At 39.4% G+C, this 15,746-nt stretch carries 14 protein-coding genes and 1 tRNA gene; 5 read left to right on the top strand and 10 right to left on the bottom strand.

The genetic code is table 11. From position 1 onward, the window contains the following. Nucleotides 1-3 precede the first annotated feature (3 nt). The gene (locus PQO01_RS20520; RefSeq protein WP_274316095.1) at nucleotides 4-1,356 is read left to right on the top strand and encodes a hypothetical protein; all 1,353 of its coding nucleotides are present in this window, start codon (nucleotides 4-6) and stop codon (nucleotides 1,354-1,356) included. After that, nucleotides 1,353-2,666 carry a B12-binding domain-containing radical SAM protein gene (locus tag PQO01_RS20515; protein ID WP_274316094.1) on the top strand — a complete coding sequence of 438 codons (1,314 nt, stop codon included), beginning with the start codon at nucleotides 1,353-1,355 and terminating at the stop codon, nucleotides 2,664-2,666. Before PQO01_RS20520 ends, PQO01_RS20515 begins: the two co-directional genes overlap by 4 nt. A gap of 1 nt (nucleotide 2,667) precedes the next feature. Here PQO01_RS20515 and PQO01_RS20510 read toward each other — a convergent pair whose 3' ends face one another. The 9 genes from PQO01_RS20510 to PQO01_RS20470 form a co-directional block, all read right to left on the bottom strand. Beyond that, nucleotides 2,668-3,249 (bottom strand): DUF4136 domain-containing protein, encoded by a 582-nt coding sequence (locus PQO01_RS20510; RefSeq protein WP_274316093.1) that lies wholly within the window; start codon nucleotides 3,247-3,249, stop codon nucleotides 2,668-2,670. A gap of 339 nt (nucleotides 3,250-3,588) precedes the next feature. Beyond that, the gene (locus PQO01_RS20505; protein WP_274316092.1) at nucleotides 3,589-3,951 is read right to left on the bottom strand and encodes a four helix bundle protein; all 363 of its coding nucleotides are present in this window, start codon (nucleotides 3,949-3,951) and stop codon (nucleotides 3,589-3,591) included. 68 nt (nucleotides 3,952-4,019) lie between these two features. Continuing rightward, nucleotides 4,020-4,856, bottom strand: coding sequence for an IS3 family transposase (locus tag PQO01_RS20500; protein WP_274313840.1), 837 nt, complete (start codon nucleotides 4,854-4,856; stop codon nucleotides 4,020-4,022). Next, nucleotides 4,853-5,236 carry a transposase gene (locus PQO01_RS20495; protein WP_274313841.1) on the bottom strand — a complete coding sequence of 128 codons (384 nt, stop codon included), beginning with the start codon at nucleotides 5,234-5,236 and terminating at the stop codon, nucleotides 4,853-4,855. The genes PQO01_RS20500 and PQO01_RS20495 overlap by 4 nt, the downstream gene beginning before the upstream one ends. Before the next feature lie 74 nt (nucleotides 5,237-5,310). Next, on the bottom strand, nucleotides 5,311-6,081 hold the full coding sequence (trpA, locus tag PQO01_RS20490; protein WP_274316091.1) for a tryptophan synthase subunit alpha: 771 nt from the start codon (nucleotides 6,079-6,081) through the stop codon (nucleotides 5,311-5,313). Further along, nucleotides 6,074-7,321 (bottom strand): tryptophan synthase subunit beta, encoded by a 1,248-nt coding sequence (gene trpB, locus PQO01_RS20485; protein WP_274316090.1) that lies wholly within the window; start codon nucleotides 7,319-7,321, stop codon nucleotides 6,074-6,076. Before trpB ends, trpA begins: the two co-directional genes overlap by 8 nt. A gap of 111 nt (nucleotides 7,322-7,432) precedes the next feature. Next, nucleotides 7,433-9,517, bottom strand: a complete 2,085-nt coding sequence (locus PQO01_RS20480; protein ID WP_274316089.1) for a serine/threonine protein kinase — start codon at nucleotides 9,515-9,517, stop codon at nucleotides 7,433-7,435. Nucleotides 9,518-9,791: 274 nt separating this feature from the next. After that, nucleotides 9,792-9,989, bottom strand: a complete 198-nt coding sequence (locus PQO01_RS20475) for a hypothetical protein (RefSeq protein WP_274316088.1) — start codon at nucleotides 9,987-9,989, stop codon at nucleotides 9,792-9,794. A 984-nt stretch (nucleotides 9,990-10,973) separates the two neighbouring features. Next, entirely contained in the window at nucleotides 10,974-11,273 is a 300-nt protein-coding gene (locus PQO01_RS20470) for a hypothetical protein (protein WP_274316087.1), read from the bottom strand. A gap of 152 nt (nucleotides 11,274-11,425) precedes the next feature. Here PQO01_RS20470 and PQO01_RS20465 point away from each other — a divergent pair, with 152 nt between their 5' ends. After that, nucleotides 11,426-11,593: a DUF6435 family protein gene (locus PQO01_RS20465; RefSeq protein WP_274316086.1), complete on the top strand. Its 168-nt coding sequence runs from the start codon at nucleotides 11,426-11,428 to the stop codon at nucleotides 11,591-11,593. 598 nt (nucleotides 11,594-12,191) lie between these two features. On the opposite strand, the gene rtcR is transcribed toward PQO01_RS20465, so the two are convergent. After that, the gene (rtcR, locus tag PQO01_RS20460) at nucleotides 12,192-13,781 is read right to left on the bottom strand and encodes an RNA repair transcriptional activator RtcR (protein ID WP_274316085.1); all 1,590 of its coding nucleotides are present in this window, start codon (nucleotides 13,779-13,781) and stop codon (nucleotides 12,192-12,194) included. A gap of 291 nt (nucleotides 13,782-14,072) precedes the next feature. Here rtcR and PQO01_RS20455 point away from each other — a divergent pair. After that, nucleotides 14,073-14,147: transfer RNA gene (locus PQO01_RS20455), tRNA-Leu, on the top strand. Nucleotides 14,148-14,409: 262 nt separating this feature from the next. Then, nucleotides 14,410-15,690: a slipin family protein gene (locus PQO01_RS20450; protein WP_274316084.1), complete on the top strand. Its 1,281-nt coding sequence runs from the start codon at nucleotides 14,410-14,412 to the stop codon at nucleotides 15,688-15,690. Nucleotides 15,691-15,746: the final 56 nt, after the last annotated feature.

Genomic DNA, 15,746 nt, shown 5'->3' with positions numbered 1-15,746 from the left:
AGTATGAGCGAGGGTTCTGATCAAGACATTATTGATTCACAAAGTTCAGAGGGCGCAGTAGGGCAAGAAGTCGAAAAAGCTGCAGAGACGAGTCAATATAATTTAAGTTTTAAAGATATTCTCTGCTATTTACTGGGGAATCGCAAGGCGATTATTAAGGTTGCCCGCAATAGTTCGAGTATTTGGTATGGCATCTTGTTTGTCTTTTTTGCGGGAATCGCAAGAGAGTATGATCAGGAATTATTTTCTGAAAACCCAATGGTTTACTTTATCCCTTTTATAGCATCTACTATTATGATCTTGTGGATTGTGCTTTGGTTTCAGATTAATACGCGAACGCTTAAATTGTTGATTGGCAATAGTCAGCTGCGATCTTTTTTTGCCACTTTTTGGATGACGGGTCCCTTGGCATTTTTATATGCAATTCCCGTGGAAGAATTTTTTGATTCCATGCTTGCCGTGGAGATCAATCTCAGCTTATTATCCTTAGTGGCTATATGGCGCGTATTTTTGTATGGTCGAGTGCTTCATGTATGCACGGGAGTGAATTTTTATGCCCCCTTAATTACGGCCTGCTGTGTAGTGGCTTACCCGAGTTTGATGTTGAAGTATGTCTCGATTGTTGGTGTGATGAGTGGATCAGCTTTGAGTGCTGAGCAGGAATTACTGCGAAACTTTACAGGTGCGGCCATGGGCGTGGTGGTAATTGCCTTTTTTATCTCGCTTCCAGTCACCTTGTTTCAGTTTGTGACCTATAAAAAGAATCCCGAACGTTTGGCACGCATGCCCGAAATTGATCAGAAGGGACGTGTAAGTTTGGTCTTTATTTTATCTGCGAGTTTATTGGCCGCTTTGGCTTACCTATCTTTTCAAGGGAAATTAAGTAATCATTCGAGATTCACGGCTTTAGTACAAGAGGATAAATATGAAGAGGCGTTGGCTTTTGCCAAAGATTTAAATAGAGATGACTTTGTAAAAACGCGACCTTTAGCTTTGCCTTACTCAAGTAATGAAGGGATTTATTTATTGGCCTTACTAAATGAAGAACATCCACAATGGTTAAAGGATGTAGTTTATAAATGGGCAGCCGTAAGCTTTCAATCACGATGGAGTGATGATGAATCTTTAGTCAAATTTCTTAATAAAAAACCATTACTTAATAGTGATTTAGAATTTCTAAGAAACAATAAAGAAATTTTTAACGAACATGTCAATAATGTTCTACTCTATACCACAGCTAAATCCTATGATCAAAAAATGAAAATAGTTCTTTTTGATGCGGTGCAGAACTTCTCTCAATATGATATTATCTCCGAAAAGAATTTAGAATATTTACAGAGTTTACAAAGTCAATGAAAATTGCTTTTGTGGCTATGAGTGGCGTGCGTGTGCAAGATGAAGACTTGTTGCGTGAGGGCTTAACTCTACCGGGCTTTGTTGAACGCAGCGAAGTGATTGCCTCACTTCCGAGTTTAGGACTTTTAACTTTGGCGGGACTCACTCCTAGTCATCATCAACGTTCTTATTATGAAGTCAAAGAATTTCAGAACATAGGTTTTTTATCCAATCAATATGATTTGGTCGTCATATCGTCTTTTACGGCGCAGATTTTTGAAGCCTATGACTTGGCGATGACTTGTCGTTCTCATGGGATGAAAGTCATTATGGGCGGTTTACATGTGAGTGTTCAGCCACATGAGGCAATGGAATATTGCGATGCGATTTGCATTGGTGAAGGCGAGTTACAATGGCAGAATATCCTACGCGATTGCGAAAATGATCAGCTTCAAAAGGTCTATGATGCCTCTGAGCAAGAATTTCATTTATGTGATGCCCCAATGCCAGCTTATGAATTGCTAGATCCGCAATTATATAACCGCATTACGGTTCAAACGAGTCGTGGTTGTCCCCATAGCTGTGAGTTCTGTGCAGGTTCAATTTTGTTGACCTCGAAATACAAACAAAAGCCAGCCGAAAGAATCCTTGCTGAGATAGATAAAATATGTGAATTGTGGGAACGTCCCTTCATTGAATTTGCCGATGATAATAGCTTCGTTAATAAAAAGTTTTGGCGCGATTTATTGCCTGAAGTTAAGAAGCGTAATATTCGTTGGTTTACGGAAGCAGACATCGCAGTGGGTAGCGATGAGGAATTCTTAGAATTACTCTTTGAGTCGGGCTGTAAAGAGCTTCTAATTGGTTTAGAGAGTCCCGTAATTGCGGGATTAGAGGGCATTGAGTTGCGCAATAACTGGAAGTTAAAACAAATCGAAAGCTACAAAGAAAATATTTTGCGGATTCAGCAAAAGGGAATTCGAGTCAATGCCTGTTTCATTATTGGTTTGGATTCCCACGATGAAAGCATTTTCGATGCGGTTTACGACTTTTGCGATGAGTGCAATGTCTATGATGTTCAGGTCACTCTACCAACGCCTTTTCCCGGGACGGCATTGTATAAACGTTTGAAAAAATCGGGGCGTTTATTAGAGGATAAGGCTTGGCATAAATGTACTTTATTTGACTTGCTTTTTGAGCCTAAAAACTTCACTAAAGAAGGCCTAAGACAAGGCTTTAGAGAATTGGTGAAAAGGCTATATTCAAAGCAGTTCACCAACAAGCGACGGCAACATTTTAATCAGCAATGGAAGTTAGCTAAAGTGGATTAAATTATTCTTGTTTAATAGGCTTGTCTTTGGGATTGGGAGGAAAGTTTTTCATGACTTCTTCCACAACTTCTTTGACGACTTCATTGCGACGGAGGCGATCCATATTACTTGGGATTCGTCGCGTACCCACACCACGCCAGATAAGTTTTTTCGTCTTTGCAGAAAGAATGTCGATGAATATGGTACCCTTGCGATAATTGCGAAGTTCAACATTGCTAGCGTGATAACTCGGATAGTGATGACGACCATAATAGTAAGGAGAATAGCCTGAGTAGGTGGTAACACTGCGGATCTCTTGTTTTTCCTTCGCTACGACGACGTAATTGACTAGGAAATGGACGGGTTCACCTTCTTGAGCAGGGTGGTAGCCATCGAACTTTAATTCCTTTTCGATGTTTCGAGTAATACGGCGGTGAAGGAGATCATCAACACCAGGAGGATTTTGTTCGCGTTCATACCATTTAAATGAACGTAAGAGTCTAAAGTCGGCAAATTCATCATAATCACTGGAAGTGGTAACGGGACTTACATTGCATGAAGAGAGAAATATGGTGAATAAAAAGGCAAGGCAAATTTGTTTCATAATGAGTCCTATAAATGACGATGAAATGATCTTTGTTATTATGAGCTAATTAAGGCAAAATAAAAGTAACTAGGCACAAAAAAACCCGCATGTAAAAATGCGGGTTGATCTGAAATCAAAGAGAATTACTTCTTTGATTTTGCGATAGCTTCACGAACAGCTTCTCTCTGACGCTTGTTGTATCTTTTGCGTGCAGCGCGCTTAGTTCTTTTACGTAGTTGCTGGCCCATGTTGGACTCCTTTTAAATTATGCTTTTCTATAAAAAAGTGGACTAAGTATAGTTCCACTCTTTTAAGTTTCTAGATCATTTTAGATTTTTAGGGGGAAGTTGTCAGTCATCAGTTATCAGTTTGATGATTTTTATTAGCAATACTTTTTGATAAAGCAGTTAGCATTGCAGAAATTTCTTTAGATTCTTGGATCCACTTATTGCCTAGATTGTGAGGGATATAATTAATTTTGATGCCGATATAAGTTTGAGATCTGAATTCTGCACAAGACCCTCTGGAATAGGACAAGAAGTTAAGAGCTTCTTTGTCTGATTTCCTTTCTATACCTTCAGCTATATTACTTGAAATAGAAAGAGATGAACGAGTGATTTGATCTTTGAACCCGTAATCTTTTAGGTCTCTTAAAGTTTGATAGACTTCTATAGACAGAGCCGCGGACCGTTTCCAAACATTTAAATCTTCAAAAGCCATTTATTCCTCCATAGTTTTGGAGGAATATGTCAAGTCCTGAAAAATAGTTGTCACAATTTGTTGTTTTGTTATGCACATTGTCTGTCGTGAACAGTACTTGGGAATGAGTAACCCAAAGCGATGTGTGGACGGCAATTATTATACAAATAGATAGCTTGTTTAATAGCTGTTTTTGCGCTCTTTAGATCATTGAATGTATTTCTCAAATGGTACTCATATTTTAGGATCCCATTAACCCTTTCAGCTTTTGAGTTTTCATAACAATGATTTTCTTCTGTCATACTAATCAGAAGGTTTTTCTTTTTTAGAATATCGACATAGTCATAACAACAATACTGCGACCCCCTGTCAGAGTGATGGATCGGGTGAGAACCTTTAGGTAGATCTTTTAAAGCCATTTTCAACGCCTTGATACATCCAACAGCTTCTAAGTTCTCTCCCACATTATAAGCAATGATTTTTCTAGAGTATGCATCAGTAATCAATGCTAAATAAACAAAGCTTTTTACTACTCTAATATAGGTGATATCGCATACCCAAACCTGGTTAGGAGATGTTAAATTCATATCTTTGATGAGGTTTCTATAAACTTTAAAACAATGCCTAGAATCGGTTGTGCGACAGTACTTCTTTTTTCTTTTGATTAATAGTCGCTCTTCACGAGCTATATCGAACAAGCGATCTCGTCCTACTTTTATAGAATTCTCTTTGAAGTCATCCGCTAATATATGATGTAGCTTTCGAACTCCGAGCTCTGACTGGATGCAGCGTTGTTCTTTGATCAGTTCGACTATAAGCTTTTGATCCACTTCTTTTTTAGTGCTAATTGATCTATGTTTATAGAAGTTTTGCCGACTCATTTTTAAATACTCACAGAGTTGCTTAACAGTGAAAGATTTGTTCATTTCTCTGACTCTCCAGACAGCTTCGCATCGACTTTTTTTTTGAATGCGACTTTATCTGACACACCGAACTTATCACACGCTATATCAAAGTAAGCTTTATTCATAACATCACTTATAGCTAGTTCAGTTACTGTTTTCTCTAACTCAGCAATATGCTTTTTAAGAGCTTTAATTTCATCAATATCATTTTCTGATTCCACTTTAATCACCTTTGGTAATAAGTCTGTTCTACCATACTTTTTGACCCAGCCTCTTACTGTACAAGAGCCTGATATCCCATAAGCTTGGCTAGCTTCTCCACAGCTTATAAATTTACCTTTGGAGATTTCGTTTACCACTTTTTGTTTAAATGATTCACTATATCTTATTGTATCTTTCATGGGTTGTTCCTGATTTAGATGACAACCTATATCAGGACAAGACACTGCCAACTGCCAACTGCCAACTGGCTAGATCATTTTAGATTTTTGAGGAAAGTTCCCAATTCTTGTTCGCCGCCATTTAACCATGCTCGTAGTGAAGCGGTCCCCACAATAGCCATATCAGCTTTGCCTTTGAGGAAATCAGTATCTTCTTTGCAAGAGACCCCAAAGCCAACTGCTAAAGGCAGGTCGGTAGCTTCTTTACAGCGAGCTAAAAAGTCTTCGAGCTCAGTCGACATTTGCGTTTTTGTGCCCGTCACCCCTTTGCGGGCAACAACGTAAATGAGGCCTTTTGCAGTCGCCGCAATTTTGTGGAGACGCTCAGTTGGCGTTGTGGGAGTCATGAGCATGATGGGAGCTAAGCCCTTTGTTTCCGAGAGGGCATGTAAGTCTTTACATTCTTCTACGGGGAGATCGGGGAGAATAAAGCCAGAAGCACCAGCATCTACTAGTGCGTCGGTGAATTTTTCATAACCCATTTTCCAGGCAGTGTTGAGGTAGCCCATCATTAAAATTTTAAAGCTAAAGCGTTCGCTCGCTTTTTTCATGAAGTCGAGACAGTCTTGAACAGTGACGCCTGCATCGACGGCCGCTTGGTTAGCTTGAACAAATAGAGGACCATCGGCAGAGGGTTCAGAGAAGGGGAATTGCAGCTCGACGATGTCGGCACCATTCTCATCCATGAGTTCGAGCATACGCCAGTTATCGTCGAAAGAAGGGTAACCACAGACGACATGCGTCATGAGCATGAGGTCTTTTTCTTGAGCGGTCTGACGACAAAAATTTTCGAGTTGATTAGACATAAAGATTTGCCCTTTCTTTAATAAATGTTTTCCATTTTGTATCATCTAAAGCTTCCGCAACCGTGAAAATATCTTTATCACCACGGCCTGATTGATTGACAAGAACCACTTGATCTTTATTCATCGTTTTGGCTTCCTTGATGGCAGATACAAAAGCATGTGTACTTTCCAGTGCTGGTATAAGTCCCTCAATAGTCATTAAAAGTTTTAAAGTTTCAGTGACTTCGACGTCAGTGGCCGCATCAAAACGAACGCGTCCAACATCGGCCAAATGAGCTAAGATTGGAGAAACTCCGATGTAATCCAAACCAGCAGAAACGGAGTGAGTATCAAGCATGTTACCATCTGAATTTTGAAGGTACTTCGTTTTGTAGCCTTGAGCAATTCCCGTAGTGGCATCAGGGTAAGCAATACGAGCAGCGTGTTTGCCCAGTCCTGGGCCGTGGCCACCGGCTTCGACGCCAATAAGTTCCACATTCTCATCATCTAAGAAGCCTTGGAAAATACCCATGGCATTTGATCCGCCGCCAACACAAGCAAAGACTTTGTCGGGCAGTTTTGCGCCATTCGCAAGCAATTGTTCACGAGCTTCTTTTCCCACAATACTCTGGAAGTAAGAAACGATCTCGGGGAAGGGGTGAGGACCACAGGCAGTACCTAAAGCGTAGTGAGTGTCTTCCATATTAGAAACCCAGTCACGCATACATTCATTAATGGCGTCTTTAAGTGTTTGTTGACCATCAGTCACTGCAATTACTTTTGCGCCTAAATTTTCCATCCAAAAGACATTTGGGCGTTGACGGGCTACATCGACGGCACCCATGTAAATTTTACAATCAAAGCCCATACGCGCGGACATGGTGGCGGTGGCAAAACCATGTTGTCCAGCACCGGTCTCTGCAATGATACGTTCTTTGCCCAAGCGTTTACAGAGTAAGCCTTGGCCCATAACGTTATTGATTTTGTGAGAACCCGTATGGTTTAAATCTTCGCGTTTTACATAAATCTGGGCACCACCTAAATGTTCGGAAAGATTTTTGAGATAGGTGACAGGCGTTGGACGCCCAGAGTAATTATGCATTAATTCTACAAATTCTTGCCAGAATTTTGGGTCTTTTTTTGCATCGTTAAAGCAGTCTTTAAGCTCTGTTACAGTGGAGTAGAGAATTTCGGGGATGAAGCAGCCACCGTATTCGCCAAAGTAACCTTCGCGACCGTCTTCGTAATCAAAGAGATTCATTATCTTTCCTAGGGTTTAATAAAATTATAAAAGTGGCTCAATATAAACTCACTTCATGTTTCGTCACTATGTGTCGAAAGTAATCTAAATCAAGATTTTGGGAGCAGATCTTTAAGAGTCAGTTTGGATGGTTTTATCAAAACGATCAAATTGTATGGTGCGATCAAAGGAACTAGATGAAGTGCCTTGCTGAGAACTACTGGGAAGGAAATGCTCAGCATTTAATGCCCACCATTGTTGTGCTTGATCTTGGGACCAGTTATCTAGATTGAGTGTATCGAGTTTATTGGCTAACTCCATGACATTTTGCGGGCGTTTGCTCGGGTCTTTCTCTAGACACCAAAGGACAATGTCGTCAAAGCATTCGGGGATAGGGAACCTGACGAGTTCACTAGGCTTCATTGGCGTATCTTCTCGGTGCGCACGAAGAATATCTTCGACCGAGTCATCGCAAGAAAAGGGGTATTGGCCCGTGAGCATGACCGAGATCAAAATCCCGATAGCATATATATCGATGCTATCTTTAAGTTCGTTACGTGAGCTGGAGGCCTCGGGAGCCATGTAACGTGGTGTCCCTGAAACTTTGTGTCCACTCTCGTCATTGCTATCATGAACAAGGCCAAAATCTAGTACTTTTACGCTATCATATACGCCACCACGATTACAGATCACAACATTTTGTGCTTTTATATCTCGATGAATCAAATTCATGGAATGAGCTTCCTTAAGTGATGCACAAATTTGTTTTACAAAATGAATCACACGTTCAGGTGAAATAGGGCCCGTTTTTGTAATGATTTCTTGAAGATCCGAACCCTCTAGGTACTCCATGGCATAATAAAATAGCCCTTCGCGTGTTTTACCATAATCATAAATGCAAATGGTATTGGGGTGGGTTAATCGACAGGTGATGCGAACTTCCTTCTCAAATTGAATCAAATCAACTTCACGGCATGCTTCATTTTTCAGAACCTTAATGGCAGTCTCCCTCTGCATGAGTTGGTGTTCAGCTTTATAGACTACCCCCATGGCACCTTCGCCGAGTTTTTCAATAATTTTAAATTGCCCCAATTCACTTGCCGCCGCCAAGGCAGCACTACGAACTTTCTTTTTGAGCTTAATGCTATACAAGGCATAGGCAATAAGGCCGAGAGCTAGTAAAGAAGCTAGGCCAAAAATGACAGCAAATATCTTGCGGATGATATAGAGCGAACGAAAAGCCTCATCTTTGTCAATTTCACTAGTGATCGCAAAATTGTACTGAGATAAATAAGTCCATGCTCCAACCACTTCATAATCCCGGTAATCCGTATAGCCAGTGGAGTTGACTTGCACCTTGGGATATTTAGTTTCGGGATTGGTGAAGGCATCTTCAAAAACGGTTAAAGCTTTGCCATTTTTATCAATAAGTTGTACTTCTAATACTGATGAACGGTCATCCTTATCCAAGATTTTAAGTTCTCTGAGTTCTTGATCAAAACGACTGTGAGATATCATCCAACCATTTTTGTTGATGGCGTAGGTTTCGCTCGATTCACCAGTTTGAGCCGTAACTTCCATGATGCTACTGAAGCCATGGCTTGGTTCAACGCTAAAGGCTAAATACGCATAGCTTTCACCCTGCGCATTTTTAAGGCTAGTACCGATATACATGAGGATAAACTCTTTGCCAGTAATGGGGTGAGTCGCCTTTTTTGGGAGGCAGACAAAATTGCCGTCCTTATCCATGAGCGATTTAATGGCTTCGGAAGTGTTGACTTGATGACCAATGAGTTCTGCTTGCTTTGAGGCCATCATGCGACCATCAGTATTGATCAAGTAATAATCTTGGAAACCCTGGTGACTAAAGAAACCTTTTAGGATATCCTCAAAAACTTTAGATTTCACTTTAACTTGTTCTAAGTCATTATTTGCATAGAGCTGTTCAATTTCTGTAGCTGTTTTCTGCAGTTGAGGTATTTTGCTAATACCATTAACTCGTTCCTTATATCCGCGGAGTAAGAGCGACATCGCTTCGGCATTGCTTCTCAAAGTCTTTTCTAAAGAATCGCGAACGGAAGTTTCAATCTCATATTTGAGGCGTCGTTCGGTAAAGTAACCAGTGAGAACGAGCAGCAATAAGACAACAATGATGATAGTTCTATTGCGAACTTCCATATTGTGAATTGAAAGTAAAGATGAACGTGTTTTGGCCAAAATGGGTTCCGATCAATGAATATTTGAGTTGCAATAAAAATAGGCTTAATAAGTCATAAAACAACTTATTAAGCCTATGAGCAAAAAGTTATAGATGAAATTTAGAAGGTTAGCAATAGAACTATCATTATTATTGCTGTTTAAGTGATTTTAAGTCGAACGGAGGGCTGATGGATTCTCAAGTTCCATTCCTTTTTTCAGTTCTTCCTTACTATTTCTCAGCATAGGATCGAGCTTTGTTGGGCGCTTAGAAGACGTTTTGTTTGTAGATGTATTATTTGTCTTTTGGATAAAAAATCTTTTGAACTACAAAAGATGGAATGATTCCTGCAGCGACTAAAAAAACAAAAAAGACGATGACAATACCTGGCACATCTTCATATTTTTCGACAATGAGACTACCGAGAAAAATCAGTCCAATAGCAATAAAAACTAGTAAACTGATAACCATAAATGAATTTGGTTTTGTCATTTTTTATCAAAAAAATTTATTATTTCTGAAAATAAAAATAGAAGAATAATTGGAGTTATGTATGCAAATACTGCATGGATATTGTATTTTTCATATACAGGAATAAGAGCCGCTGCAATTAGCCCGTATATAATTGCAACTATATAAAATTCATGATTCCTATCTTTACCTATCATCTTTATTATTTCTTAATTTGTGTGCCAAAGTGAGTTCAAATGATGTTATGAAGAAGCTTATAATTATTGACGCGATGATTACAAAAACACCTTCAAAATTAAAGATCGTGTTTAAAAAGTTAATCAATAAAAAAGACTGAATAATTGTTAAAGTAAATAAGAGTATTGTTTCAAGGTGACTAAACATTTCTATGTTTACCTAAGGTCAGAGTTTTGTGATAAACAAGGCACGAGAGTATTGCTTCTTTATTTAGTTCTACTTTAATATATTGAATTTTCATTTTCGTGATAAATATATCTATTATCTTTTGTAAAGCGCCTATACATAAAAGTTATAAAATCTCGCATCCGTCTGGAGAAAATCATACATTCTCTATCGGAGTATAATGTCGGATTTTTTTTATTTCGTAGAAGATTAGCAATGAAGATTTTAGTGTCGGGGTAGCCTTTTAGTTTAGTCGACTTGTCAAATGTGTAGTGGGTGTTTCCTATGTACACATTTCTTGATAATACATCATTCTCACCTACAGGTCTTGGTATACATACTTGACCTACTTTTCCCTTATTATCTGTGATGGAAATTCCTACGCTCCCACCATCCATCCAATAATAGAAATCAACTGTTTTATAAGGAGCTTCTAATGATGAGAGGACAGGGTGGACTTTCTTCATGTCGGGACTTGAGAAAGGTCTAATTGTCCACACTATCATGAGGATAAATATTGTTATAATTATCTTTTTTCTATTTAGTTTCTTATTCAAGTAGAACGACCTAAATTACCTGAATTCGAGGAACGACATTTTAGGTTCATTTTTGGGTTAGATCTTTCTCTTTTTCGGGTTCACGTTTAACTTCCCTTAATGTATGCTGATTTAAAAACCTATATTCAAAAATAGTAAATAATAATTTTTTTAAACTTTGTCTCTTTGAGTAAAAAACAAGTTTTACGACTACTGTCGGAACAATTCCAGCGGCCATTAAAAATGGAAAAAATATAAATTGATTATTTATTGACTCTGCTACCATAAAGCCTGTTGCTAAAAGAGCTCCAGTTAAACTGAACATAGTAATTATGACTAATGCTGTATTTGACTTTTTTTCGGACATTTTATTTTTCTATCATAACGAGCTAAACTCGAGGAACGAGAATTTTAGGTGCGACTCTTTGTTCTACTTTGCTTTTTTTATTATTGCTAAAATTGTTTGTTCTCCAGATTGGAATTTGTTTACGCAACTAAATAACTAACAAGGGTTTAATTATGTTCTCTTTTTTAAAGTCCGATCCAGTAAAAAAGTTAAAAAAAGATTATGAAAAGAAAGTTGCTGAGGCAATGAATGCTCAAAGAAATGGTGATATAAAAACTTATTCATCTTTAATCAGTGAATCAGAAAAAATGTGGGACGACATTCAAAAGTTAGAGAGCTAGTAGATCTATTTTTTATTTCTGATCGCCTAACGAACTGTGTAATTCTGTGGATCGAGATGATGAACTTTGCGTAGCAAAGTCATCAGTTCCATAAGTTGGTTAGATATTAGTTGTATCTCAACTTTTGTTACTTCGTTAAGTTTGATAAAGTGTTTATCTTCTGAGAATACACAAACTTTATTTTGTATAGCATTTTGAGCTATAAATAAATCAGGAATGCCAATTCGGCTAACTCGGGGTATTAGGGCTTATTTGAGTTTTTATTTCAACTAGGCAGGCTCCGCATCAAAAGTGAGGAAAGTACTTTTGTAAAAATAGTGGGGGCTGTGTTGTGTGAGTGACTCCTACCTCCAAGTAAATATCAATATTTTAATAGAGCAGGACTTTGCGATTATCGCAAAGCTTAAGCAAAGGTAGCGCCATCAATAAGCTTGAATTCGAAGCACATTTTATGACTGTCGCTGTAGTTTTCGTACCGCGAAGTCTTTATGTAAGAACTTACTGAGTCGACCTAGTCTATGCGATAGAGCTTAGCTTGGTTAAATATTTTCAGCATGCAGTTTATGATTTATTGTGTGGAAGAATGGTTTAGTAGCACTTAAGCTTTGATGTCTTTCCAACTGAGTTCGAAACGAGCGAGGTATTTGCGTAATCGGTCAGCATCATTGGGGACTTTTTTGTTTTTGCGAGAGACGCAAAATAATTTGCGGCCTGCTTCTGAAAGGTTTTTTGATTCTCGGCAAGTTTGAATAACTTTGGCGAGCTGGGGTCGATCAAAGGGATCAATGCTTTCAATAAAATTGGGTGAGAATAATTCATTTAAAATGACTTCATCTCTAGGGTGTTCTAGACTTTGCCATTGTCTTTGCAGACGCTGCACTTCTTTGTCGCAGATATCATTTCCAATCCGACTAGAGTCTGCGAGAGTTGTCATGCGATGAATAGAAGCGTTGAGATCGCGAAAGTTACTTTTCCAAGTGGCTTCTGCGGAAGTGGCAAAATCGAGGTAAGATTTACGGGCTTCTTTAGTGAAACGCATTAGCTTACCACTACTCTCGGCAAATTTTTGTAATTCATGATCAATATTGGGGGCTATGTCGGCAGTGCGATTTTTGAGTCCTGGTAGTTCAAAATCCCAGATATTGATACGTGCTAATAGGTCTTCGCGGAAGAGGCCTTCTTCACTTGCTTTATAGAGTTCGCGGTTGGTTCCGCAGATCAGTTGAAAATCACTAGTTGTGGAGCTATCTGAACCCAAAGGAAGGAAGCTTTTATCTTCTAGGGCGCGTAAGAGCATGGCTTGTTCATCAAGACCTAACTCGCCAATTTCGTCGAGAAAGAGGAGGCCACCATCGGCTTCTTTGAGGAGGCCGGGGCGATCTGACGTGGCTCCGGTATATGAGCCCTTTTTGTGTCCGAATAAGGTCGACATAGCAGCATCTCCACGAAGAGTCGCACAGTTGACCTCAACAAAATTTCCTTTGAGCTGATGTTTCTGTTTACGTAGCTCGTATATACGACTGGCGAGCTGAGATTTACCTGCACCCGTAGGGCCACGTAGCAATAAGGGGGCATCAGAACGCAGACAGACTTTTTCTATTTGTTCAATGAGACGATTAAATTTATCGTCGCGAGTTTTGATCCCAGATTTGAGTAAGTCATAGCTCTCAAAAGTCTCGGCCTGAAAGCGGTTGGCAAGGCTATCGTATTTGGAGAGGTCGAGATCAATGATCGAGTAAGTTCCTGCGACATTCTTATGCTTTTTCTGACTGGGAGAAGACTGGATGAGTTGGGCGGGGAAATGATAGGATTCAGTAAGTAAGAAAAGACAAATTTGAGCGACGTGAGTTCCCGTTGTAATATTGATGAAATATTCTTCGTCTTCTTTAAATGAGTAATGGCAGGCGAAATCATAAAGCGCTGAGTAGACTTCGACAAAATCCCAAGGATCCCGCCAGTCAATATGGTGCTGACGGAGGGTGGTTTCTGGAGAGACGCTAAGAATATCCGAGCTAATGGTCTCGGCAAGTAGATGGAAGCGTTTTTGATAAAGAAGTTCATAGCGATCAAAAGCCAAGTCTTCGTGCATGCACAAGGCTACGCTAGGGCGCCATTTTTCCCAGCGTGTATTTTTTGTGCCCATATCTAAATTGGGGCCGAGGAGACCGATGAGTACTTTCTTTTTCATGTAAAATTATATATCTTTAAATATAAATTTGTATAAAATATTATAAATAAATACGATAATATTTTTATCTCAAAAAACTATAAAAATTATTTATTATTTTTATCTAGTTTAAAATAAATAACTTATGTCTATTTGTTATCTTGTTGTTAAAAAGTTGGCACGCCTTTTTCTCTATTGTTCTCATCGACTCATGCCGGCGGCGCTATTACCTAAGCTACAGTGATGAGGTTTTAGCGTTCCGCGAACGGTTTGAAAGCAGGAGTCGATAAAACAATCGCCTGTAAAGCGAATGTCCAAGTAGCTCACTGGTAGAGCGCATGACTTAGAATCGTGTTGTTGCGAGTTCGATTCTCGCCTTAGACTCCAGCCCTTAGGGGCAAACAAAACCGTTCGAAGAAAAAGAGAAGTGAAATCCGAGCTCTCATTGAGAGTGATTGAAGCTAGCCTTGCAAGTGGTGGATAGCGCCGGCAGGAGACAATTCGGAAAACGGAAATGCTGAGGAAAGAAGGAGAGGAAAGCATGGAAGTCAGAAGAGTTGAGAATGTCGGCTAAAACCAACTTCCGTGAACTTTGATCGTGAAGCAGCGGATCTTTTTCTGAGAACATTAAATAAAAAGGAAAAGAAAGATGATAAAAATAAAAGAATATGAAAGAGCATTAAAATTTGTGAATGGTGAATTTAAGCAGCTTGTAAAAGCGGGACGTCATTTTGGTAATCCCGTGAAAAAAGTGGAATTTGAAGTTTTTGATGTTCGTCAATTAGAGGTGAAAACTGAGCGTTTGGATTATGTTTGGAGAAATCGCGAAGAAGCTTCTGAAATGGAAATTGTAAAGATTTTAGATGGCGAGCGTGGCTTATTGACAATCAATGGTCGAGTAGAAAGATTTTTGGCACCAGGGATTCATGCTTTTTGGAAAGTTTTTGAAGAAGTGGAAATCGAGGTTTTTAAAATAGGAAAAGTATTTGTCCACGGAGATTTGGAATCTATGTCCCGTAGAGCTGAGGGTTTTCCTGATTTGGAATTTTATACTTTGGAAGATAACAAGCGAGCATTGATTAGCATAAATAATCGTTTCTACGACGTTTTTTCAGCACCCGTATTCGCCTTTTGGAAAGAGGGCAATGCGGTGAATGTGGAGAAAATTGCAGTTGATGATGTGTTTATTCAGCACAGTCGTTTAAACGACATGGTGCGCACTAGTTCTGCGATTATCGAGAAAGTTGATGTGAGTGCTGGTCAAATAGCCTTGGTGAATATTGATGGGAAGCTTGAGCACCGCTTTTCTGAGGGGCGTTATGCCTATTGGAAAGGTATCCGTAAAGTCGACGTACAAATAGTAGATTTGCGAGAGTCCACTTTTGAGATCACTGGTCAGGAAATTATGACTGGTGATAAAGTTTCCTTACGGGTCAATGCCTTGGTGACTTATAAAGTTCAAGATGCGGTCAAAGCGATTCAAGAATTCCAAGATTACCAATCGGCTTTATACAAAGAAGCTCAAATGATTTTGCGTAGCGCCATAGGTTCACGCGATTTGGATAGCTTGTTAAGTGATAAGGAGAGCTTAGAGCAATTGGTGGAATCTTCGATTCGTGAGGCTGGTATGCAGATGGGCTTGGATGTGCGTTCCTTGGGTTTAAAAGATATTATCTTGCCAGGTGATATGAAGGATATTTTAAACCGTGTGACAGAAGCAAGGAAGGTGGCAGAAGCCTCCTATATAACGCGTCGCGAGGAAACGGCGGCAATGCGATCCCAAGCTAATACGGCAAAAATCATGGAGCAGAATCCTATCTTGTTAAAGTTACGAGAATTGGAAATGGCCGAAAAAGTTGCCAGCAATGCAGCCTTAACCATTATCGCAGGTGATAAAGGTGTGATCGATAGCTTGCGAACTTTGGCTTAAACACTGCCAGAGGGGCTTGGCTCCTCTGGCGTGACAGAGACTTTGCGAATTTCGCA

It is taken from the genome of Lentisphaera marina (assembly GCF_028745505.1).
GTDB lineage: Bacteria > Verrucomicrobiota > Lentisphaeria > Lentisphaerales > Lentisphaeraceae > Lentisphaera > Lentisphaera marina.
Note: the sequence above shows the minus strand (reverse complement) of the source record. Positions and strands in the feature narration are given on the sequence as shown.

What these genes read in the sequence shown, in the direction of transcription:
- PQO01_RS20520 (WP_274316095.1), top strand. Translation starts at nt 4, where the DNA reads ATGAGCGAGGGTTCTGATCAAGACATTATTGATTCACAAAGTTCAGAG.
- PQO01_RS20515 (WP_274316094.1), top strand. Translation starts at nt 1,353, where the DNA reads ATGAAAATTGCTTTTGTGGCTATGAGTGGCGTGCGTGTGCAAGATGAA.
- PQO01_RS20510 (WP_274316093.1), bottom strand. Translation starts at nt 3,249, where the DNA reads ATGAAACAAATTTGCCTTGCCTTTTTATTCACCATATTTCTCTCTTCA.
- PQO01_RS20505 (WP_274316092.1), bottom strand. Translation starts at nt 3,951, where the DNA reads ATGGCTTTTGAAGATTTAAATGTTTGGAAACGGTCCGCGGCTCTGTCT.
- PQO01_RS20500 (WP_274313840.1), bottom strand. Translation starts at nt 4,856, where the DNA reads ATGAACAAATCTTTCACTGTTAAGCAACTCTGTGAGTATTTAAAAATG.
- PQO01_RS20495 (WP_274313841.1), bottom strand. Translation starts at nt 5,236, where the DNA reads ATGAAAGATACAATAAGATATAGTGAATCATTTAAACAAAAAGTGGTA.
- trpA (WP_274316091.1), bottom strand. Translation starts at nt 6,081, where the DNA reads ATGTCTAATCAACTCGAAAATTTTTGTCGTCAGACCGCTCAAGAAAAA.
- trpB (WP_274316090.1), bottom strand. Translation starts at nt 7,321, where the DNA reads ATGAATCTCTTTGATTACGAAGACGGTCGCGAAGGTTACTTTGGCGAA.
- PQO01_RS20475 (WP_274316088.1), bottom strand. Translation starts at nt 9,989, where the DNA reads ATGACAAAACCAAATTCATTTATGGTTATCAGTTTACTAGTTTTTATT.
- PQO01_RS20470 (WP_274316087.1), bottom strand. Translation starts at nt 11,273, where the DNA reads ATGTCCGAAAAAAAGTCAAATACAGCATTAGTCATAATTACTATGTTC.
- PQO01_RS20465 (WP_274316086.1), top strand. Translation starts at nt 11,426, where the DNA reads ATGTTCTCTTTTTTAAAGTCCGATCCAGTAAAAAAGTTAAAAAAAGAT.
- rtcR (WP_274316085.1), bottom strand. Translation starts at nt 13,781, where the DNA reads ATGAAAAAGAAAGTACTCATCGGTCTCCTCGGCCCCAATTTAGATATG.
- PQO01_RS20450 (WP_274316084.1), top strand. Translation starts at nt 14,410, where the DNA reads ATGATAAAAATAAAAGAATATGAAAGAGCATTAAAATTTGTGAATGGT.